A 20662-nucleotide genomic window follows, 5' to 3' on the forward strand; every position below is an offset into this window, starting at 1 on the left:
CGCAACCGATCGCCGGCCCCTGCAAGCAGTTCCAGCACGTCGTTCAGTCCAGACGGGACAGGATCTCCTGCGCCTGCGACTGCGTGATCCGTCCCAAGCTCAGCGCCTTGGCGGTCGTCGATCTGGCCAGCGCTATGTAGCTGTTGCGAGCCGCAGGGTTGGAGACGTTGAGACTGAACTCACTGAGCGCTGCCAGGTGCGCAGAGACCGTGCCCACGTCTCCGCGGCTGACGGGTCCGGTCAGGGCCTTCGGACCGTTCTGCAGGGTGTTCGTCACGCTCGCATCGACGAGAGCTGTGAGCACACGTGAAGGGTCGCTGACTCCCGCCTCGGCGAGCATCTCCATCGCTTCGCTGATGATCGTTATCGAGTGGTTGGAGGCATGGGTGATGGCTGCATGGTAGAGCGGACGGTCGGCCTCGGCCACGTCAATCGGCTCGGCACCCATTTCGACGACGAGCGCCTGGCCCACAGGACGGATCGGTGCAGGTGCGGTCACGGCGATCGTCGACTGCCGCAGGCGTGGAAGATCGACTGCGGTGCCGGTGAAAGACAGCGATGGATGCAGTGCGATCGGCAGCGCGCCGAGGCTGGTCCCGGCTTCGAGGACGTCCGTTCCGTACCGGCCCGAGCAGTGAACAAGGATCTGCCCCGAATGGATTCGTGACACCTTCGCCAGACCGCTGACGAGGGATTCGATCTCATCGTCAGGGACGGTCAGGAGCAGAAGCTCGGCACGGTCTGCGACATCGTCCGGTGGCAGGACCGGTACTCCTGGCAGCATCTCCTCGGCCCGTTGCAGGCTGGTCGCCGAGGTGGCACTGACACCGATGATGGCATGACCGGCCTCGCGCCAGGCAGCTCCGATGGTCGCGCCGACCTTCCCACAGCCGATGATTCCGATTCCCAGACGAGGGGCCCCGTCTTGGCCCATACCTGCTTGGCTCATGGCCTGCCTTCCTTGGCCCTGCGGGCTTCCTCGTCGTAACGCTGCCGCGCGAGTCGCGTCCGGTTCGAGTGCTCACTGAAGAACCGCTTCGCGTCGTCGACACTCTGATGGGTGACGCGGGGGTCGATGGGACCAGCCGTGGAGTGCACGGCGACCGTGCCCAGACCGAGCGCGCGCATGAGCGGACCCTGGTGATAGCTCATCGACTGCACGCGCACATGCGGTACGAAGTCGACTCGACGGTCAAGGACACCCATTCGCAGCACGAGCAGTGAACCGGTCACGACATAGGCCCGCCGCTTCCACACCAAAGGGTCGATGAGCCTGGAGGAACGGGGCTGACCGTGGAAGAGCTCTTCTGCGGCTTCGGCCTGCGGGTCCTCGGACTTGCGGTCGTACATGGCTGATCGCACCAGGGTCGCGGCGCTGACCTCGTCTGGCATCTGCGGATCCGGGAGCGCGAGGCCGACCATGAGCAGTGCCTGGTCGATATCGCCGACGGGCAGCAGTATGTTCGTCTCGCCCGAGCCTCCGGCGCTGGCGAGGTTGTATTCGACCTTCCACCAACCGGCCCACCGCCACAGCAGCGGCTGATGGAGGCACACGGCCTGCAGACGGTCGAGTGGGATCACCTTGCGGGAGGTGGAGACGAGCCCGTGGTTGACGGCCAGTCCGTTCTCTCCCAGTTTGACCACGAAGTTCGCGTTGTCGAGGTTCTTCCTGAAGGCGGAGAAAGCTGCGAAGAGGCCGGGGATGACTGCGACGAGCATCGGGATGAAGGCCTCGGTCAGCCCCATAGCCAGGAGAACGATGGCTGCGGCGATGACGATAAGCACGACCAAGACCGAGATGATCGTCTCTGACTTCAACAGCGAGGAGACCACGACCCGGTGCACGGGCACGCGAACGATCTCGCCTTCGTCACTGACGTCGGCGGAGACATTGTATGGAGCCAGAAGTTCGTTGATGCTGGACTCCGCCTCCTGTGAGGCCCCTTCGGCCAGTGAGCCGAGGCGTTTGCTCAGGCGTACGCCGATGCTGTCATCGCGACGTTCGGGTACGCTGCGATCGATGGCCGGCTCTGCACCGGAATCGCCTGGTGCGCCCGTGGCTTCGGCATCGCCGGAAGCTCGGGGTTCGGTTCCGGCGGGCGCACCGACGGCGCCCGGAGCTGTGCCAGGGACCGCCTCGGCGGATCCTCCCGAGGCCGGGGTTCGCTCCCCCTGGTGAGCTCCTTGCCTCTTCTCACGGACAGCGGCGAGAAGCTCGTCCCGCAGTCCTTCTGCACGCTTCTTCGACAGATACTTCAGGGAGATGTTGGAGTCGGTGCCTCCGGCGACGTCGAAGACGAGTTCCGCCATTCCCAGCAGTCGGGGAAGCAGCTTCTGCTGCAGGTCAATCGACTGCACGCGGTCGAGCCTGGCTTTGCGCAGCTTCTTCGACAGCAGACCGCGTCGATAGTAGATGGACTCGGAATCGATCCGATAGCCCATCACCCTCCAGGCCAACCAACTGAAGAGTGCGGTGATGAGGAGGATGAGAACGAGCCCTCCGACGCCGCCGAGGATGACGAGGGGGTGGGTGCGCAGCCAACCGGCGAATCCCAGGTCGACCTCATCGCCCCTGGCCAGGTTTTCGATGGCAGTCTGCGCAAAGTTCTGCAGACCGTAGGCGGCCGCGATGAAGATACCCACGAGCACGCCGAAGCTTTCGAGAATCGGTGTCAGAGGGTGGACTCTGTGCCACACCTCGGGAGCCGCCGCATCCTGGTCTGCAGGCTCAGCTGCCGGCTTGGTCGCGGGTTCAGCTGCCGGCTTGGTCGCGGGTTCGGGAGGTTGGCCGTTCGGTCCGTCCTCAGTCATGCTCACAGCCCTGCCAAGTTGGCCTGACCCAGGCCGGCGAGGCTGTCGCGCAGACGATCGGCCTCGGCGCGTGGCAATCCCGGAATGGTGGCATCTGTGGCCGCCGAGGCAGTATGAAGTTTGACGGTGGCCAGGCCGAACATGCGATCGATGGGGCCGGCATCGACGTCGACGAACTGCAGACGTCCGTACGGGACGACCGTGGCCTTGTGGAACATGATGCCGCGCCGGATGAGGAGGTCGTCGGCCCTCTCGGCATAGCCGATGGCTTTGGCCTGACGGATGATGATGACGATGAGGAAGACGGTGAACGCCACAAGGCAGGCCCAGATCGCGTGCAGCCATGGAACTTCGGAAGTGAAGATGATGGCGAAGACGAGAGCAACGATGATCATCGGGACGAGCATCGTCAGAGTCGCGATCGTCTCCTTGAGACCGTATTTGGGACTGACCCGGTTGAAGTCGGCATCTGTTCCGGACAGATAGTTGAATTCGCGGCTCATGCTGCTTCGGCTCCTGGTGGATCTTGAGGGGGCAGCTCGCAGAAGCCTTCGACGATCAGGCCGACGATCATCAACGCTGCGGCTGCGATCATAGCGAACAGCATACCTGCCGCCAAATCATTGCGGATGCCGGGTGCGGACAGGAAGTAGTAGGCGGCGTTGCCCATATACCAACCGGCCAGTCCGGCCCCTGTCAGGGCACTGGCCTTGGCCATGACGGCTACGCGGGCTGCTTGGAGAGGGTCGATCTCCTTGGTCCGGTCGCCGTCATTCCATTTCTTGATCGGCCAACCCAGGACCAGCAGGACTGCAGCGAGTATGAGCATACCGATGATGGCGAACCAGGGCAGCCCCGGCAGTGCGAAGCCCTGACTCTCCAGCAGCACGTCGACCGTCGGCGCCACCACGGCGCCGATGACGGCCCAGATGACGAGAGTCCCCGACGATGTTCGCTGCATAGCTCCAAGTCTCTCAAACCTTGGCCCCTTATGGGGCCGGGATTCGCGTGATTTCCTGGTCGCCCAGCTCGCTCAGGACGGCGGTGATCGGTCGCGGACCGGTGGGTGTGCGGATTTCTGCGGCCGCATCGAGCTCGGCCCATGGTGCGAGGACGAATGCACGTTCGTGCGCCCGTGGGTGGGGCAGGGTCAGCGCGTCGGTGTCGATGATGAGCTCTGCCGGCTCGGTGCCGAAGCGGATCAGGTCGATGTCGAGGGTGCGTGGTCCCCAGCGCAGTTCCCGGGTCCGGCCGCAGGCGACTTCGATTCCCTGTGCCACGGCCAGGAGCTGTGCGGCGGGCAGGCTGGTGGCCACGATGAGGCCCAGATTGAGGAAGTCGTTCTGTTCGACTCCGCCCCAGGGCGCGGTGCGGTACAGGGAGGATCGCCTGAGCACGGTGATCTTGGGATGTCGATCGAGTGCGGCAACGGCCTGCTCGAGTGTGTCGGCCGCATCGCCGAGGTTGGCCCCGAGATTGAGGTACGCCTCGGTCTCGGCCGGCTCATCATCGACCGTGGCGGCCGTGGCGGCGCCGGTGGAGTCGGCAGCGTCGGTGGTGTCACGGGAACGGATGACGGTGACGCTGACGTCGTTGAAGCTGCGCTGGATCGGAGCTCCGGGCTTATGGACGACAACTTCGACATGTTCAGCCAGGCCCAGGCAGTGCTCGGCGATCCGGACGGCCAGGGTCTCGATGAGGTCGAAGGTGTTGTCTTCGACGATGTGTGCGACGTCTTCGGCCAGATCGCCGTAGTGGACGGTGTCGGCGATGTCGTCCGTGGCTGCGGCCCGCGATACGGAGGTGTGCAGGGTGACGTCGATGACGAAGTCCTGGCCCTCACGCTTCTCGAAGTCGAAGACTCCGTGGTTGCCGCGGACTCTCAGCCCGCGCAGTTCGATCCGATCCGAATCGGCACTCATGCGTCTGCCTCCGTTGCACGCTCATCCGGAGCGGCCGCCGGGGCATGTGAGTTCACGGCGTGAATGACCTTGGCCGCGATCGCTGAGGTGGAAGGTTCATGGACGCGCACCGCCCACGCTCCTGCCCTGGCCGACAGGGCCGAGATCGCTGCCGTGGCCTGATCCTTCGCCGACTCCTCAGCGAGTTTCGGGTCCTCCGGTGAGAGCAGGGTAGAGATGAAGCGTTTGCGGCTGGCGGCGACGAGGAGCCGATGATCCAGATCCGCAAATTCGTCGAGGGCTCCGAGGATCTGCCAGTTGTGTTCGGCGTTCTTTGAGAAGCCCAGGCCCGGGTCGAGGATGATGTTCTCATGCTTCACACCGACGGCCGTCGCTTCATCGATTCTCGTCTTCAGCTCCGTGATCACCTCGGCGACGACATCGTCGTAGTGGAAGGACGCCGACGCACGGTCGAGGTAGCCTCGCCAGTGCATGAGCACGACCGGGGCTGAGGTCTCGGCGGCGACGGTCAGCATCGTCGGATCGGAGAGTCCCGCGGAGACGTCGTTGATGATGTGGGCGCCGACATCCAGTGATGCCTCTGCGACCTTGGCTCGCATCGTGTCGACGCTGATGACGGCACCCGCGGCGGCCAGCTCTCTGATCACGGGGACGACGCGGCGCAGCTCCTCCGCCTCATCGACTCGAACCGAGCCGGGGCGAGTGGACTCCCCTCCGACATCAATGATGTCTGCGCCCGAGCGCAGCAGGTCGAAACCGTGGGCGACGGCGGCGTCGTGGTCGAAGTAGCGACCGCCGTCGGAGAAGGAGTCGGGCGTGACGTTGAGGACGCCCATGATCTTCGTGCGTTCCGGTGTGGGCATGTGCGACCTCTATCTCCGGATGATCAGACTCATGGCTTCTGCTCGGGATGCCGTTTCGCGCAGCTGCCCGCGCACCGCCGAGGTGATGGTCGAGGCACCCGGTTTCCGGACTCCCCGCATGGTCATGCACAGATGTTCGGCCTCGACGACGACGATCGCACCCTGAGGCTCGAGGTATTCGACGAGTGCGTCGGCGATCTGAGTCGTCAATCGTTCCTGGACCTGGGGGCGACGAGCATAGATCTCGACGAGGCGGGCCAGCTTAGACAGTCCGGTGACTTTGCCGTTCTTACTGGGGATGTAGCCGATGTGGGCGACTCCGTGGAATGGCACCAGATGGTGTTCGCACATCGAATACAGGTCGATGTCTCGGACGAGGACCATTTCCTCGTGGCTGATGTCGAAGGTCACGCCCAGAACGTCGGCCGGGTCGCGGTGGATGCCGGCGAAGACCTCTTCGTAGGCACGAGCGACCCTGTCCGGGGTCTCCAGCAGTCCTTCTCGATCAGGATCTTCACCGACGGCGATGAGGATCTCACGCACGGCGGCGGCGATCCGCGGCTGGTCGACCTTATTGCCGGTGCCGGCAGGCGCCTTGCCGAGGACCTCCGTCACCTCTTCGAGCTCTGACATCAGTAGCCGCTCTCCCCGCTGCCGTCGGTATTGCGTGGACTCGTCGGTCCGGATGGACCCGTCGGTCCGGATGGACCGGTCGGATCGTTGGGATTGATCGGTCCCGTAGGGTTATGGGGCACGTGAGGTCCGTTCGCACCCGTCGGTCCGGCGCCGGGAACGTCGGTGGTGTCGACCTCCGAGTTGCCGTTGCTCTTGCCGTTGCGGTCCCCGCTCAATGGTGCAGGCGGATCGATGGGGCCGCGTTCGGAGACCGGGCGTTCGTCATTGGCCAGCCACACATCGCGCGTGGGGCGTTTGACGATGGGGGTGAAGATCTCTGCCAGTGCCGCCTGATCAAGAGTCTCCCGCTCGAGCAGCTGGTAGGCGAGGTCGTCGAGGACGTCGCGGTTGTGCGTCAGCGCCCAGTAGGCGTCAGCATGGGCGGCGTCGATGATGTCGCGAACCTCGCTGTCGATCGAGGACAGTGTCGCATCGCCGTACTCGTCGCCCCCGCCGTAGCCGCGACCCGCGAAGGGCTCGCCCTGATCGTCTCCGATCTTGACCATGCCCAGCTTGTCGCTCATGCCGTACTGCGTGACCATCTTCCGGGCGATGTTCGTCGCCTTCTCGATGTCGTTGCTAGCACCGGTGGTGGGATCGTGGAAGACGACTTCTTCGGCCACGCGGCCACCCATGGCGTAAGCCATCTGGTCGAGCAGCTCGTTGCGGGTCGTGGAGTACTTGTCCTCACTCGGCAGGACCATGGTGTAGCCCAGGGCGCGGCCGCGGGGCAGGATAGTGACCTTGGTGACCGGGTCGGTCTGGTTCATCGCCGCGGCCACAAGTGCGTGTCCGCCCTCGTGATACGCGGTGATGAGGCGTTCCTTGTCGTTCATCAGGCGGGTCCGCTTCTGCGGTCCGGCGATGACGCGATCGATCGCCTCGTCGAGGATCCGGTTGTCGAGGACCGTCGCGCCCTCGCGAGCTGTCAGCAGAGCCGCCTCGTTGAGGACGTTGGCCAGGTCCGCGCCTGAGAATCCGGGGGTGCGCTTGGCGATCTGGGCCAGATCGACGTCATCTGCCAGGGGCTTGCCCTCGGCGTGGACCTCGAGGATGTGCTGACGGCCCTTCATGTCTGGGGCCTCAACCGGGATCTGCCGATCGAAGCGGCCGGGGCGCAGAAGCGCCGGGTCGAGAACGTCGGGACGGTTTGTGGCCGCGATGAGGATGACGTTGGTCTTCACGTCGAAGCCGTCCATCTCGACAAGCAGCTGGTTGAGCGTCTGTTCGCGCTCGTCATGGCCGCCGCCCATGCCGGCTCCGCGCTGGCGACCGACGGCGTCGATCTCATCGATGAAGATGATGCAGGGAGCGTTCGTCTTAGCCTGCTCGAACAGGTCGCGCACACGGGAGGCGCCCACGCCGACGTACATCTCGACGAAGTCAGAGCCCGAGATCGAGTAGAAGGGCACACCGGCTTCACCGGCCACTGCCTTCGCTAGCAGGGTCTTACCGGTACCGGGCTGACCGTAGAGAAGGACGCCTTTGGGGATCTTGGCTCCCACGGCCTTGAACTTCTCCGGTTCGGCCAGGAACTCCTTGATCTCCTCGAGCTCTTCAAGAGCCTCGTCGACACCGGCGACGTCCTTGAAAGTGACGTCCGGGTTCTCCTTGTTGACGAGCTTCGCCTTGGACTTGCCGAAGTTCATCATCTTCCCGCCCGACATCTGCGAAATGAGGAACCAGAAGACGACGAAGATGATGACGAATGGGATCAGAGTTCCCAGCAGGGACATCAGCCAGCTCTGCTTGGGCACCTCGTCGGTGTATCCCTTGCTCGGCTCGGCCGAGTCCACGGCCTTGACGATCTGTTCCCCACGCTGCTCCACGTAGAAGAACTGAACCTTCTTGCCGAAGTCCTTGCCCTCGATCTTGAGATCGTCTTTCAAGGTCAGGTCGACGCGCTGATCCTTGTCGACGATCTTGGCCTGTTCGACCTTGTCGTCCTGGAGCAGTTCGAGGCCTTGCTGGGTGTCAATCTGGCTGAATCCGACTCGGCTGAAGAGCAGAGCACCGATAGACACTACGAGGAGTGCCAGAACGATCCAGACCAATGGGCCCTTCGTCGCCTTGTTGAGCAGTGGGCGACGCTTATTCGACTCGGCCATAAGTCCTCTCAGGAAAAAGATGTGGGCAACCTGTTCAGGCTACCGAGGCTGCCTGGGAACATCCCCCACAGCCTAATACCTCGCACTGACATAGCTCGAATGCACCCGATTTTGTTCCCGGGTGCGGCAGGCACTCAGTCAATGCGCGGAACGCTCATGCGCAACGCTCAGCTGTAGACGTGCTGAGCCAGGGTCGCGACGAACGGAACGTTGCGGTATTTCTCGGCATAGTCGAGTCCGTAGCCGATGACGAATTCGTTCGGAACGTCGAACCCGATGTATTTGACGTCGATGTCGACCTTGACTGCTTCGGGCTTGCGCAGCATCGTGCAGATCTCAACGGTCGCCGCTCCACGCGAGCGCAGGTTCTGGACCAGCCAGGACAGAGTCAGGCCCGAGTCGATGATGTCCTCGACGATCAGCACGTGCCGGTCGGAGAGGTCAGTGTCGAGATCCTTGAGGATGCGCACGACACCGGACGATTTGGTACCCGAACCGTAGGAGGAGACGGCCATCCAGTCCATGGTCACGGGCGAATGGATCGCGCGAGCCAGATCCGCCATGACCATGACAGCACCCTTGAGGACGCCGACGAGCAGAATGTCCTTGCCCTTGTAGTCTTCATCGATGGCGGCTGCCAGTTCAACGAGTCGTGCGGCTATCTGTTCTTCCGAGACAAGTACTTTTTCGATGTCATTGCCGAGATCGTTGATGTCCACAGGTGTCGAATCTCCTCGCTTGGGGTGGGTGTGTCTCCATTATGATTCACTTCTGCCCTGGCGTGCCACCACGGAGGTCGTTCGTGCCACCACGGAGGTCGTTCGTGCCGCCGCGGAGGTCTGATGCTGCGCCGCGAGAGCTCGGTGCTGCCAGCTCATCGTCGACGGTCCCCGGGGCGGCAGCAAGGTACCCGGTCACGCCCATGAGCGCCGAAACGCAGATCATGAACCCCAGCGGCACCGACCAGCCGCCGCTGAGTCCGAGGAGACCGCCGACGGCCAAGGGACCGATCGCGGCCAGCACATAGCCGCTGGACTGCACGAATGCCGAGGTCCGGGCAGTGATGGACACGGCCTGTGTGCGGCCCGTGATGAGCGCGAGCGCGGCAGGGAAGGCGAAGCCGCCATAGCCGAGGAGGATTGCCCACAGCACCGGCACGGTGGTGGGCATGAGGAGCAGTCCGAGGTAGCCGCACACGGCGCTGACGGAGAAGCTGACGAGGAAGAAGCGGGGCAGGATGCTGCGCATGATGATCTGCGGAGCAAGGAAGCCGCCGGGGATCCCACCGAGGGTGACGACCGTGAGCATGAGTCCGGCGAGGACCGGATCGATCCCCGCATCACGGTAGATCTGCGGCAGCCATCCGAACTGGACATAGGCGTTGACCGACTGCAGACCGAAGAACATCGCCATGTATCTGGCCTTGGCTGAGGTGAAGATATGTCGCCGAGGCGGGCCGGCCTCGTGCGTGTCCTGCTCGGGCTGATCCAGTTGGGGTACGGATCGGACGAGTCTGAGGATGATCCAGGTGATCAGTGCGCAGGCGGGCACGAGTGCCCAGATGCCCAGTCCCACCCGCCAGTTGTCGAAGTGGCCGGTGAGCGGTGCAGTGAGGAAGGCGGGGAACATCGCGCCCAGTCCCAGGGACACCGTGAAGGCCGTGGCGCCGAGGTTGGCTCGGTTGGGGAAGCGCGTTTTCACGTACACCGGCAGAATGACGTTTCCGATGGACATTCCGGCCAGCGCGACCACAGTCAGCCCGGCGAAGCCGACCCAGTTGTCGACGAGGACCCGGGCGCCCACTCCGACCGCGATCAGCATGCAGGTCATCGCCAGCGAGCTGAAGAGTCCGATCTTCTTGAGCACGGGTACGGCGATGAACCCGCAGATTGCGAAGATCAGGCCGGGAAGTGCTGTGAGCAGGCCCGTCTGCCATTCGACCAGGGCGTAGGCGCCTTGGACTTCGGAGAGGACGGGGCCCAGGGACGAGGCGGCCGGTCGCAGGGAGCAGGCGATGAGGATGAGGCCCACGAGTGCCAGCACGTCGAGTCCCCGACCCGTACGATGGCCGTATTCGGGCTGAGAGGTCATTGGCTCATCCTTTCAGACGCTGTGCTCGCTCGGCCCGGGGGTCTGCACTCGTTGTGGACCCGTACCTGCCGGGGCCCGTACCCGAACCACACAACGGTATACCATTTGGAGATCACGTGCCCTCCTACTGTCAAGGACGACGATGACCACTCTGAGAAATGTTCGCCTCTTTCCCCGCACCGCCGATGCCCACACCGTTGATGTCGAGATCGACAACGGACGTTTCACCTCGTTCACGCCGACGCCCTCGGCGCAGGCGATCGGCCGCACCCACGCCGCCAGCTCCGAAGACATCGATGGGGCTGACTTCATCGATGGGGCTGGGCGAGCGCTGCTGCCCAGCCTCGGCGACGTCCATGCCCATCTCGATTCGAACCGGATGGGCCAGACTTTCCGTCCCCACACTGCCGACGGAACGCTGCACGGCTTCATCATGAACGATCGGGAGAATTGGCGGCAGGGCGAGCGCAGCGTCCGTGATCAGGCGGCCTTCGTGATCGCAGAGATCGTCTCCTCCGGCGGTACGCGCATCCGCTCACATACCCAGATCGACGCCGACTGCGGTCTCGAGCGCTTCATCGGCGTCCGGGATGCACTGGCCGATCACGCGGGGGTCCTCGACTCTCAGATCGTGGCCTTCCCGCAGGCCGGCATCGTGCGTGAAAAGGGTGTCAGGGATCTTCTCGACCTGGCCTTGAGCGAGGGCGCTGATCTGGTCGGAGGACTCGATCCGCTCCAATATGATCGCGATCCGGTCGCGCATCTCGACGTCGTCTTCGGGCTTGCGGAGAAGCACGGCAAAGGCATCGACATCCATCTGCATGAGCGCGGCAGCGCAGGCGTGTTCACGTTCGAGGAGATCGCCAGCCGCACGAAGACTCTCGGCATGGAGGGGAAGGTGACGATCTCACACGCCTTCGCCCTGAGTTCCAACCCTGCACCAGAGGTCGAACGGATCATCGAACTCGTCGCCGAGGCGGGCATCTCTCTGACGACGGTGGCACCGAACAACGGCGTCCTGCCGCAGCGCAGTCTGCGTGAGAATCGGGTGGCTGTGGGTCTCGGCGAGGACGGTCAGCGCGACTACTGGAGTCCCTACGGTGACGGTGACCTGCTGCGGCGGACCTGGCAGCTGGCATTCACGAATGGGCATCGCCTGGATGCGGACATCGAGGCCTGCTTGGACATCGCCTCCCGAGGTGGGGCGCAGGTGATGGCCGGCGCCCGACCGGACGGAACCGCACTGGTCGATGATGCCCGCTTCGGTCTGGGCATCGGTGCTCCGGCGGACTTCATGCTGCTCGAGGCCGATACGGTCACCTCGGCGATCATGGACTGCCCTGCCGATCGCGACGTCTTCAAGAACGGGCAGCTGGTGGCCACCGGCGGCCACCTGGTCGACGGCAAGGTCTGAGCCCAACCACAGTGGGCTGCAGTCAGCCGGTCTTCGCCTCGCGACGGAAGCACAGGAGCTGCCTGGTGATGATCACTTCGGTGTCACCGGGAAGCGACAGACGAGCGTGTGGGCGATCAGAGGTCCCAGGTTCGCGAATCTGGGCGCACAGTCGGGCCACGCGGGCGGCGCCGAAGCTCTGTGCGGGCACGTCGAGGGAGATCAGCCACTCGCGGACGACCCGGGAGAGGATCGCATCCTCCATTCCCGCCAATTCGGCCAACGGCACCTCGGTACGTCCGCGCACGGCGGCGGCAGAGGTCTCGGCGAGCCCGTCGAGGCAGTCGGCATCGGCACGGCACAGCTCGGCGGTGCGGGCCAGATTCGCGGTGACAGGCTGGCCCAGGTCGGCCTCCAGGGTGGCCAGCAGGGTCCGGGCACGCACCCGGGCGAAGGAATCGTCGGCGTTCATCGGGTCATCCCAGACTTCGATGCCCTGAGCCCGGCACGAAGCGACGTTGGTCGCCCGTTCGATGTCGAGCAGGGGACGCACCACGGTGCCGGTGCGCAGAGCCATTCCAGCCAGGGATCTCGTGCCCGAACCTCGCATCAGTCCCAGCAGCACCGTCTCCGCCTGGTCGCTGCGGGTGTGCGCGGTCAGCACCCACTCGGCCCCCTGCACCTCCCGGGCGGCTTCAAGTGCGCCGTAGCGGGCATCGCGGGCGGCAGCTTCGAGGCCCTCGTCACCGGCCGCGACGGTGACGGTGGCGACCTCGGCGGGCACACCCCAGGATTCGGCGATGGAGACGACCCGGCGGGCCACCTCGGCGGTCGAGGACTGCAGACCATGGTCGACGGTCACGGCCTGCGCATGCAGCTCCCCACGTCGGTGGAGGAAGGCGCAGGCGTGCAGCAGCGCCATCGAATCCGCTCCCCCGGAGACCGCGACGATGATGTTGGGCCGGGAGCTGCCCAACTGGGTCAAGGCTTCACGGACACTGGTGCGGATCGCTCCGCTGGCCGGATCGAGGCTCGGTCGCCGAGGTGGTCGCGCCTCAGCCGTGGACACGGTCCAACCACAGGCTCGGGGTGTGGATCTCCTCGCTCCTCGGCAGGTTCTCCGGTTCGGCATAGATGGCGGAGAAACCGGTCTGGCCGACTTCCTTGCGGACGGCGCGGACGAACGTGGCGCCGTCGCGGTACTGGGCGAGTTTGAGGTTCATGCCCAGCAGGTTCGACAGGAATCCGCCCTGACCGGCGTCGCGGCGGGCTTCGAACTTGCGTCGCAGCTTCCGCACGCTCGGGATCACTTCGATGCCGACCTCGTCCATGACCACGTCGGCGTGCCCTTCGAGCAGGCTGAGGATCGCCGTCGCCTCGTCGAGGGCGCTGCGCATCCCCTCGTCCCTGATCAGATCGACCATGCTCGCATCGCCCTTGATGATCCGGCCCACAGTGGAGAAGACGTCAGCGAGACCGCTGATGCCCGGTGCCTTGAGCGGAGTCGCGACGACCTGAGACAGAAGAGAGCGCATATGCTCACGCAGCCAGGGCGCGGTGGCGAACTGCACCTGGTGCGTGGCCTCGTGCAGGGCCACCCACATGCGAAAGTCGCGCGGTTTGACGTTCATCGCCTCTTCGGCGATGAGGACAGCCGGGGCGACGAACATCAGCCGGCCAGTGTCCACCGCAAAGGGGTCGAATTGGCCCAGAACTCGAGTCGACAGCAGCGAGAGCACGCCTGCCAGTTCCACGGCGGCCGCTTTCGCGGCTCCCGGACCGACCGGGGCGGGCAGGGAGTCCGCGTCGACCATGCCGTTGAGCGACTGCGCATTGGCCTTGATCCAGCCGATCTGATCGAGCACGAGCACGGAACCGGCGCCCAGGCGACTGCGCACGTCATCGGCATGGGCAGGGTCGAGGAGGAACGAGTCGACGACGAGTTCCTGCGCCGTCAGCGCATTGTCCTTGAGCCCGGCGACCAGCGCGTCGAGTTCATCGGTGTCGGGCATACGCGCCGCAGGGACGAGTTCCCGGGCTGTGCGGGCGGCGAACTTCTCATCGACGATCATCGGCAGCCGCAATCCGCGAGTGCTGCGACGATATCGTCAACTGTCTTCCTGGCTTCCAAAATTTTGTCCTTGTCCACATCGTCGATCTGCAGGGTGAAGACGAGATAGCGTCCATCGGCATCGAGCACCCCTCCTGCCAGTGAGGTCACGGTCGACAGGGTCCCCGTCTTCGCGTGCACCGTACCGGCTGCGGTCTTATCTTTGGTGAATCTGTCCGTGAGCGTGCCGGTCAGTCCTCCGACGGGCATATAGCTGATGAGGCTGGCGAGCGAATCGTCGGCGACGACCGATGCCTGCAGGATCGTCGTCAGGTCGTGCGGACTGATCTGGTTGTCATAGGACAGGCCCGAGGTGTCCTCGAGGTGGGTCTTGCCCAGGTCCACGGAATCGGACAGGGCCGCAAGAACAGCCTTCGGCCCCGCTTCCAGGCTGCCCGGCTCGCCCTGGGCGATGGCGACCTCATTGCCGAGGACTTCGGCGACGACATTGTCACTGTGTACGAGCGCATATTCCACGATTTCGGAGATCGTGGCCGACTCCACCCCCGCCAGCTCGGTGGTGTCGGAATCACCGTCGGTCTTCGCGTCCTCACCTGTCTTCGCGGCAGGTTTCGGGGTGTCGGTGACCGTGATCCCGGCCGCCTTGAGTTCCTTGGAGAAAACAGCGAAGGCGTCCTTGGCCGGGTGCTCGCTGCGGCCCCGCCACTCCTTGTCTTTGCTGCCGACATAACCGGTGTCGATCATCAGCGGCTGGATCGGGGTGATGACGCCCTTGGCGATATCGGCACGCTCCCACCCGGGGCTGAAGTCCTCGCCCGTGTACCGGGAGGTGTCCAAGTCAAGGGCCACCTCGGCGACGTTCTGGCTCTTGAGTGATTCGGCGGTCTGCTGAGCCAGCGTCTTCAGGCCCGCGTGACCGTTCACGGCACCCGGCTGCGACTCCCCCGCACCCAGCAGTGAGTCACCGCCGCCTGTCAGCGTCACCGTCGAAGTGGACGGGTCGAATTCCGTGGTCGTTCTCAGTCGCTTCTCGCCGCCGATGCTCAGCAGCGCCGCCGAGGCGGTGAGGACCTTGGTCACCGAGGCCGGGGTGCGAGGACTGTTCTCGTTCTCTGCGTAGAGGATGTCATCGCTGAGCCCGTCGCGGATCTCGATCCCGAAGCCCTTGACCTTGGCATCAGAGAGAACCTTGTCCACTGTGTCGGGGATCTTGGTGGGCACGGGTGCGGAATCATCCAGCGCCGAGGCGGGGGCAGTCATGTCCTTCCCCTGTGCGTGAGGTGCGGGGACCGCCTGGACCTCGACGGCGGGGTCGGTGGTCAGGATTCCCGGGAGCTCGGGAAAGACGTCGTAGGCGTCGATAGCTGCGATGCCGGCCAGCACCAGTGCGAGGCTGCCTGCGGTGATGCCGGCGACAGCCTTCTTCGACCGCTTCTGCCTCGTCCGTTCCGGAGTCTGGTTCAAGCGCGGGCTCTCATTCTCATTGCCATCGTCCTCGCCGTAGCCGTTGTGGTTGTCGTTCGTGGGGACTTGTAAGCTCTATTCTAGTGATGCAACCCTAGCTTGAAGGAGCACTATGGAACTCTTGGCCACAATCGAGATCCCGCGCGGATCGCGCAACAAGTACGAGGTCGATCATGAGACAGGTCGAGTCAAGCTCGACCGCTACCTCTACACCTCGATGCAGTACCCCGCTGACTACGGCTTCTTCGAGGACACCCTGGGCAACGACGGGGACCCGCTCGACGTTCTCGTGCTGCTGCCCGAACCCCTCTTCCCCGGCGTCCTCATCGATGTGCGCCCCATCGGCATGTTCAAGATGGAAGACGAAGCAGGCGGCGACGACAAGGTCCTCGGCGTCACGGCCGGCGATCCCCGCTGGGAGAGCTACCAGGACATCGGCGACGTCGATCAGTTCACCCTCGACTCGATCGAGCACTTCTTCACCCGTTACAAGGATCTTGAGCCGGGCAAGTTCGTCAAGGGCTCCAGCTGGGTCGGCCGCGCTGAGGCTGAGGCCGAGGTCGAGGCTTCGATCAAGCGCTTCAAAGACTCTCACTGAGTTCACCCTCACCGAGGCGGTGTGAAGCATCGCCTCAACCGTGATCAGAGACCGCCCGGACCTCGCCTTCCGGGCGGTCTCTGCGTTCATCAGACGAGTCGCTGCCGCACCTGGCACGACCCACTACTTAGGTGATCCTAATGAGAAGTGTGAGCTAGGTTATGCGATTGTCGAGACATGAAACTCGATCATGTGTCATTCGCCAGCGAACCAGACGGGTACAAAGCCACCGCCGAGCGCATCTCGGAGAAGCTCGGCGTGGTTCCCTACGACGGTGGTGTGCATCCTCGATTCGGTACCAGAAATCTGATCTTCCCTCTCGCGAACGGTCATTACCTCGAAGTCGTCGAAGCCTTGGAGCACCCGGCCGCGTTGTCAACACCCTTCGGCCAGGCAGTGCGAGCTCGCTCCGAGCTCGGCGGCGGCTGGATGGGCTGGTGCGTTTCGGTCGATGACCTCGCCGGAGTGGAGACTCGTCTCGAACGCAAAGCCGTCGACGGAAACCGCACCCCGGAATCAGGCCTGGAACTCAAGTGGCTGCAGATCGGAATCAAGGGGCTCATCGCCGACCCTCAGCTTCCGTTCTTCATCAAGTGGGCAGCCGACTCGTCTCAGCATCCTTCGTCCTACAAGACCAATGGCGATGTCGCCATCGACACCCTGCAGATCGCCGGGGATCGTGACCGACTCCGCGACTGGCTGGGGACCCAGGATCCCAAGCCCATCCCGGAGATCCACATCGACTGGTCGGCGCCGCACGGCACCCCCGGCATCATGTCGATCAGCTTCGACACCGCCAAGAACGGCCTCGTCACCATCTGAGATGCCGTCGCAGCCGTTGCCGGGCGACCGGCGGTGCACAGCACAGTCCAGAGGGCATCACACCAACGCGGTGTGATGCCCTCTGCGCTCTGCTGCTCGGCGACCCGCCGCGATGCTTCGTGATCTGGATGGATGTGAGCGATGATCTGCTCGACTCCGCGGGTGCGAAGACTGTCGGCGAGAAGCGACGGCGCCGCTTCAGGTCAGCTTCGCTGGCCGGTTCCCCACCCGTGTACCGGTAAAAGTCACGCGACAGTGCCAGTGGCTGCTGTATCGCCGGGTGTGGGCCAGGTTCACGCTCGAACGCCACCGGTCCACGTTCAAGTGGACGTTTTGGGCTGAAGACAAAGGGGTTTGTCAGCCCAAAACGTCCACTTAAGCTGGAGAGGCCGCGGAGTCAGACCTCCGCGGAGCCCTCTGTGAGGTCTTCGGTACCCTCTGCTGCCTTTTTCTTGCGCATGTGCGCGGCCGTTGCCATGGCGCCGCCCGCGGCGAGCAGGCCTGCACCTCCGCCGAGCAGCGGCAGAGTGCTGTCGTTGCCGGTCCGCGGCAGGTCACCGCCGCCACCGGAACCCGAACCGCCGGAGCCCGAGCCACCTGAGCCGGATCCGCCGTTCGCGCCCGAAGCGGACCCCGAACCGCCGGACCCGTAGCCGCCGTTCGAACCGGCGTCACTTGCGCCGGCTGCTCCGGCCGCTGCAGCTGCGTCCTTGGCGCCGTCCTGCGATCCGCTCTTCGATCCCTCGGACGAGGAGGTTCCATCGCCGCCGTCGGACGCGCCGCCGTCAGCCCCGTCGCTGCCATCGGACGAACCGTCCTCGTTGCCTTCGGCGTCAGCGTCTTGGTCTGCGTCCTTCGGGTCCTCTGTCGGAGGGTCTGTGGGCTCTTCGCCGCTGCCCTTGATCACCTGGACCACTGTTGGGCGGGGAAGCGCGGCCACGCCCTTGTCGACATCCGTCTCGTCGACGTAGTCGGGGAACTGCGAGTGCTGGTCCGACCATGCGCCGTCCTCACCGGGGTGCTGGACGGCCACGAACGCCGAGTTGTAGGAGTCGTGGATGAGTGGTCCGCAGACCTCACCTTCACGAGGGACTGAGAGGAACTGCTCGACGCGTCCGCGCTCCTCACCTTCGATGGTGACCTTGAACAGACCGTCGCAGTAGCCGATGCCATCGGGTGCACCGTCGGTGGAGATCCACAGGTTGCCTGCAGAGTCGAAGGTGACATTGTCGGGGCAGGAGATAGGCGAGACCTGGTCTTCGGGGAAACCTGAGAAGTAGGTTGTGTCGCCCTGCTTCGGGTCACCGCAGACCAGCAGAAGAGTCCAGTCAAATTCAGTGCCGGTGTGGTCGCCGCTGCGTTCGGTCAGTTCCACGATGTGTCCGTCTCGGTTCTCGGTGCGCGGGTTCGCCTCATCGGCCACGGCCTTGCCGTCCACGCCGCGGTCCGAGTTGTTCGTGCACGCGACGTAGATCTTCCCGTTGACGGGGTTGGGTTCGACGTCCTCGCAGCGGTCCATCTTCGTGGGACCGACCTTGTCGGCTGCCAGTCGGGTGTTGACGAGCACCTCTTCGACGGCCATGCCTGAGACCCGCGATCTGCCGTCCTTGATCAGCGGCAGCCACTGTCCGCTGCCATCGAACTCGCCGTCGGCCGGAACGTCGCCGCTGCCATCGATCTCACCCTTCGGGGAGTTGCCCGTGAACTTTGCTACGTACAGGTCACCCTCGGTCAGCAGGGTCATGTTGTGGGACAGGTCGCCCTCGACGTACTTCCCCTTGGACACGAACTTGTAGAGGTAGTCGAATTTCTCATCGTCGCCCATGTACGCAACGGCCTGACCTGAGTCGGCGATCGTGATGTTGGCTCCCTCATGCTTGAGGCGCCCCAAGTTGGTGTGCTTGAGCGGTGTCGATTCGGGGTCGCGCGGGTCGACCTCGACGATCCAGCCGAATCGGTTCGCCTCGTTGGCGTAGCCGGAGTTGTTCGTGTCGAATCGCTGCAGGTCTTCTTCCCAACCGTTCGCGGAGGCTTCGTTGGTCAGACCGTAGCGCTTGTCGGCCGCCGAGGTGCCCTGCGCCTTGAAGTAGGAGTTGAAGTTCTCCTCGCCGGAGACCAGAGTGCCCCACGGGGTCAGGCCTCCCGAGCAGTTGCCCAGGGTTCCCTGAGCCTTGTCGCCGTTGGGGTAGTCCCTCGTCCGAAGCAGGTCGGATCCGGCTGCCGGTCCGGTGAATTCGTATTCGGTGTCGATGAGGAAGCGGCGGTTGTTTGCGCCGTTGACGTCGACCTTCCACGGGGTCTTTTCATTGGTTCGGACCAGTTCGGCAACTGTCAGCCCGTGTGCGTCGCGGCTGATGGCGCGCTGAGTGGCCTTGTCCATGCTGTCGGGGTACATGATCGCATCGTTCGTGTACTCCTGATTCGAGAACAGGAGGGCGCGGTTGCCGTCTCCGCTCTCGTCGACCTGGATCTCGAGGTAGTCGTTGTTGTATCCGAACTGGCGGCGCTGCGATTCGACGCTCTGGTTCTCAGGGTCGAACTTCGGTGCGTCAGCGAACAGGGGGTCGCCCCAGCGAACGACGGGGTGCCAGGAGTACCCCTCGGGGACGATGAACTTATCGACCTCGTGCTGGACCGGGTCGATCGCGGTGAAGTCGAGACTGCCGCCGGTGCCTGCGGCTGCGGCGGCTGCGCGTGTGGTCGGGCTCGGGGCGCTCGTGACTGCGATGGCCAGTGCTCCTGCCGCCGACGCGCCCAACACTGCCCTGCGGGACAGCTGCGCTCCGACGATGTCGCGGAAGTAGCTGTTGGACGAGGTGTTGCAGATCGCCTTCGTGCACGCGTTGTCGCATTTGAGCGCGCATGTCACGGGGCTGCGCTTGCCACGGACGTGGCTGGCCATGGGCAGAAGTTCACGTAGGGGTGCCATCGGTTCAGTTGTCTCCTCGGGTCGTGTCCGTCGGCCCTGGCTCACGAAACTGAGTCGGGCTCACCAAATTGAGACTTTCAGGGTCAGTTGGACCCAGAACTACGGTTCGATGAACTGCGTGTGAACCAGTTCAGCCGATGTCGACGAGACTGAGGATTCCCGGTGCCAGGAAACCCACGGCATCGATGATGAAATGTGCCCACACCAGCGGCATCAGCCTGCCCCGACGCATGAAGTACCACCCGAAGATGATGCCCATGGCGACGTTGCCGATGAATGGCCCGATGCCCTGGTACAGGTGGTAGCTGGCACGGAAGATTGCCAGGCTGATGATGATCGGCCACATCCCGTAGCCCAGGCGCTGGAGCCGTTCGGCCCCGAAGCCGAAGATGATGACCTCTTCGACGATGCCGTTCTTCGCCGCCGCCAGAATGAGCACGGGAATGGTCCACCAATGATCGCCGAGGTTGGCCGGCTGGATCTCGGCCGTGATCCCCAGTGCCCTGCCGCCCGCATAGACGGCGAGGGTGCCGATGCCGATGATGGTGAAGATGAGCGTTCCGCGGCCGAGGTCCTTTCCGCACTGGCCATTCACGCCCAGCCGTGTGCTCAGGGGCGCGGCATTCGGGTCGCGAGTCAGCAGGTAGAGGGCCAGGAGCACTGGCACGAGGGTGAACCCGATGTCGAGGATCTGGTAGACAAGGTCGAATCCGGGTCGCGGCGACAGCGAGGTGTTGAGCTTCGCTTGGGCGTCGCTGATCGGACCGCGGGTGGTGATGTCGGCCAACCGCACGATCGCATAGACCGCCGATTGGCCCAGCGAGAGTGCCGCAACGAGACCGAGCTCGAACCACAGGCGCTTCTTCTCCTGTGGTTCGAGCTCGCTTCTCATGGATCCCACTGTAGTGGGCGAGG

The 20662-nt window shown here is 64.3% G+C and carries 18 protein-coding genes; 3 read left to right on the forward strand and 15 right to left on the reverse strand.

Annotation, left to right across the window (positions count from 1 at the left end; translation table 11 throughout):
* Positions 1–43: 43 nt before the first annotated feature.
* The 10 genes from HU144_RS17300 to HU144_RS17345 all read right to left on the reverse strand — a co-directional run bounded on the left by HU144_RS17300 (position 44) and on the right by HU144_RS17345 (position 10470).
* Positions 44–949 carry a Rossmann-like and DUF2520 domain-containing protein gene (locus HU144_RS17300; RefSeq protein WP_235352348.1) on the reverse strand — a complete coding sequence of 302 codons (906 nt, stop codon included), beginning with the start codon at positions 947–949 and terminating at the stop codon, positions 44–46.
* Positions 946–2811 carry a PH domain-containing protein gene (locus tag HU144_RS17305; RefSeq protein ID WP_235352349.1) on the reverse strand — a complete coding sequence of 622 codons (1866 nt, stop codon included), beginning with the start codon at positions 2809–2811 and terminating at the stop codon, positions 946–948. Before HU144_RS17305 ends, HU144_RS17300 begins: the two co-directional genes overlap by 4 nt.
* A gap of 2 nt (positions 2812–2813) precedes the next feature.
* Positions 2814–3314, reverse strand: coding sequence for a PH domain-containing protein (locus tag HU144_RS17310; protein ID WP_235352350.1), 501 nt, complete (start codon positions 3312–3314; stop codon positions 2814–2816).
* Entirely contained in the window at positions 3311–3772 is a 462-nt protein-coding gene (locus tag HU144_RS17315) for a DUF3180 domain-containing protein (RefSeq protein ID WP_143922057.1), read from the reverse strand. Before HU144_RS17315 ends, HU144_RS17310 begins: the two co-directional genes overlap by 4 nt.
* A gap of 28 nt (positions 3773–3800) precedes the next feature.
* Positions 3801–4733: a 2-amino-4-hydroxy-6-hydroxymethyldihydropteridine diphosphokinase gene (gene folK, locus HU144_RS17320; RefSeq protein WP_235352351.1), complete on the reverse strand. Its 933-nt coding sequence runs from the start codon at positions 4731–4733 to the stop codon at positions 3801–3803.
* Complete coding sequence (gene folP, locus HU144_RS17325; RefSeq protein WP_235352352.1) at positions 4730–5596, reverse strand: dihydropteroate synthase; 867 nt, start codon at positions 5594–5596, stop codon at positions 4730–4732. Before folP ends, folK begins: the two co-directional genes overlap by 4 nt.
* A 9-nt stretch (positions 5597–5605) precedes the next feature.
* A complete protein-coding gene (gene folE, locus HU144_RS17330) occupies positions 5606–6229 on the reverse strand; it encodes a GTP cyclohydrolase I FolE (RefSeq protein ID WP_235344446.1) in 624 nt (207 codons plus the stop codon).
* Positions 6229–8379: an ATP-dependent zinc metalloprotease FtsH gene (ftsH, locus tag HU144_RS17335; protein ID WP_235352353.1), complete on the reverse strand. Its 2151-nt coding sequence runs from the start codon at positions 8377–8379 to the stop codon at positions 6229–6231. Before ftsH ends, folE begins: the two co-directional genes overlap by 1 nt.
* Positions 8380–8546: 167 nt before the next feature.
* The gene (gene hpt, locus HU144_RS17340; protein WP_092103277.1) at positions 8547–9098 is read right to left on the reverse strand and encodes a hypoxanthine phosphoribosyltransferase; all 552 of its coding nucleotides are present in this window, start codon (positions 9096–9098) and stop codon (positions 8547–8549) included.
* A gap of 46 nt (positions 9099–9144) precedes the next feature.
* Positions 9145–10470: an MFS transporter gene (locus HU144_RS17345; protein WP_235352354.1), complete on the reverse strand. Its 1326-nt coding sequence runs from the start codon at positions 10468–10470 to the stop codon at positions 9145–9147.
* A gap of 142 nt (positions 10471–10612) precedes the next feature.
* On the opposite strand from HU144_RS17345, the gene HU144_RS17350 reads away from it, so the two are divergent.
* The gene (locus tag HU144_RS17350; protein WP_235352355.1) at positions 10613–11884 is read left to right on the forward strand and encodes an amidohydrolase family protein; all 1272 of its coding nucleotides are present in this window, start codon (positions 10613–10615) and stop codon (positions 11882–11884) included.
* A gap of 22 nt (positions 11885–11906) precedes the next feature.
* Here the strand turns inward: HU144_RS17350 and tilS are convergent, their stop codons facing one another.
* The 3 genes from tilS to dacB are packed head-to-tail and all read right to left on the reverse strand — an operon-like array spanning position 11907 to position 15398.
* Positions 11907–12932, reverse strand: coding sequence for a tRNA lysidine(34) synthetase TilS (tilS, locus tag HU144_RS17355; protein WP_235352356.1), 1026 nt, complete (start codon positions 12930–12932; stop codon positions 11907–11909).
* Entirely contained in the window at positions 12919–13935 is a 1017-nt protein-coding gene (locus HU144_RS17360; protein WP_235352357.1) for a zinc-dependent metalloprotease, read from the reverse strand. The genes tilS and HU144_RS17360 overlap by 14 nt, the downstream gene beginning before the upstream one ends.
* Positions 13932–15398 carry a D-alanyl-D-alanine carboxypeptidase/D-alanyl-D-alanine endopeptidase gene (dacB, locus tag HU144_RS17365; RefSeq protein ID WP_235352358.1) on the reverse strand — a complete coding sequence of 489 codons (1467 nt, stop codon included), beginning with the start codon at positions 15396–15398 and terminating at the stop codon, positions 13932–13934. Before dacB ends, HU144_RS17360 begins: the two co-directional genes overlap by 4 nt.
* Positions 15399–15510: 112 nt before the next feature.
* Here dacB and HU144_RS17370 point away from each other — a divergent pair, with 112 nt between their 5' ends.
* Together HU144_RS17370 and HU144_RS17375 are read left to right on the forward strand one after the other, a co-directional pair.
* A complete protein-coding gene (locus HU144_RS17370) occupies positions 15511–15996 on the forward strand; it encodes an inorganic diphosphatase (protein ID WP_143922067.1) in 486 nt (161 codons plus the stop codon).
* Between the two features lie 177 nt (positions 15997–16173).
* On the forward strand, positions 16174–16818 hold the full coding sequence (locus HU144_RS17375) for a VOC family protein (RefSeq protein WP_198397720.1): 645 nt from the start codon (positions 16174–16176) through the stop codon (positions 16816–16818).
* A gap of 397 nt (positions 16819–17215) precedes the next feature.
* Here HU144_RS17375 and HU144_RS17380 read toward each other — a convergent pair whose 3' ends face one another.
* Positions 17216–19747: a PhoX family protein gene (locus HU144_RS17380; protein ID WP_328284309.1), complete on the reverse strand. Its 2532-nt coding sequence runs from the start codon at positions 19745–19747 to the stop codon at positions 17216–17218.
* A gap of 130 nt (positions 19748–19877) precedes the next feature.
* Positions 19878–20639 (reverse strand): CPBP family intramembrane glutamic endopeptidase, encoded by a 762-nt coding sequence (locus HU144_RS17385; protein ID WP_235352359.1) that lies wholly within the window; start codon positions 20637–20639, stop codon positions 19878–19880.
* Between the last annotated feature and the right edge of the window lie 23 nt (positions 20640–20662).

The organism is Brevibacterium sp. UCMA 11752 (genome assembly GCF_021532235.1).
Lineage (GTDB): Bacteria > Actinomycetota > Actinomycetes > Actinomycetales > Brevibacteriaceae > Brevibacterium > Brevibacterium antiquum.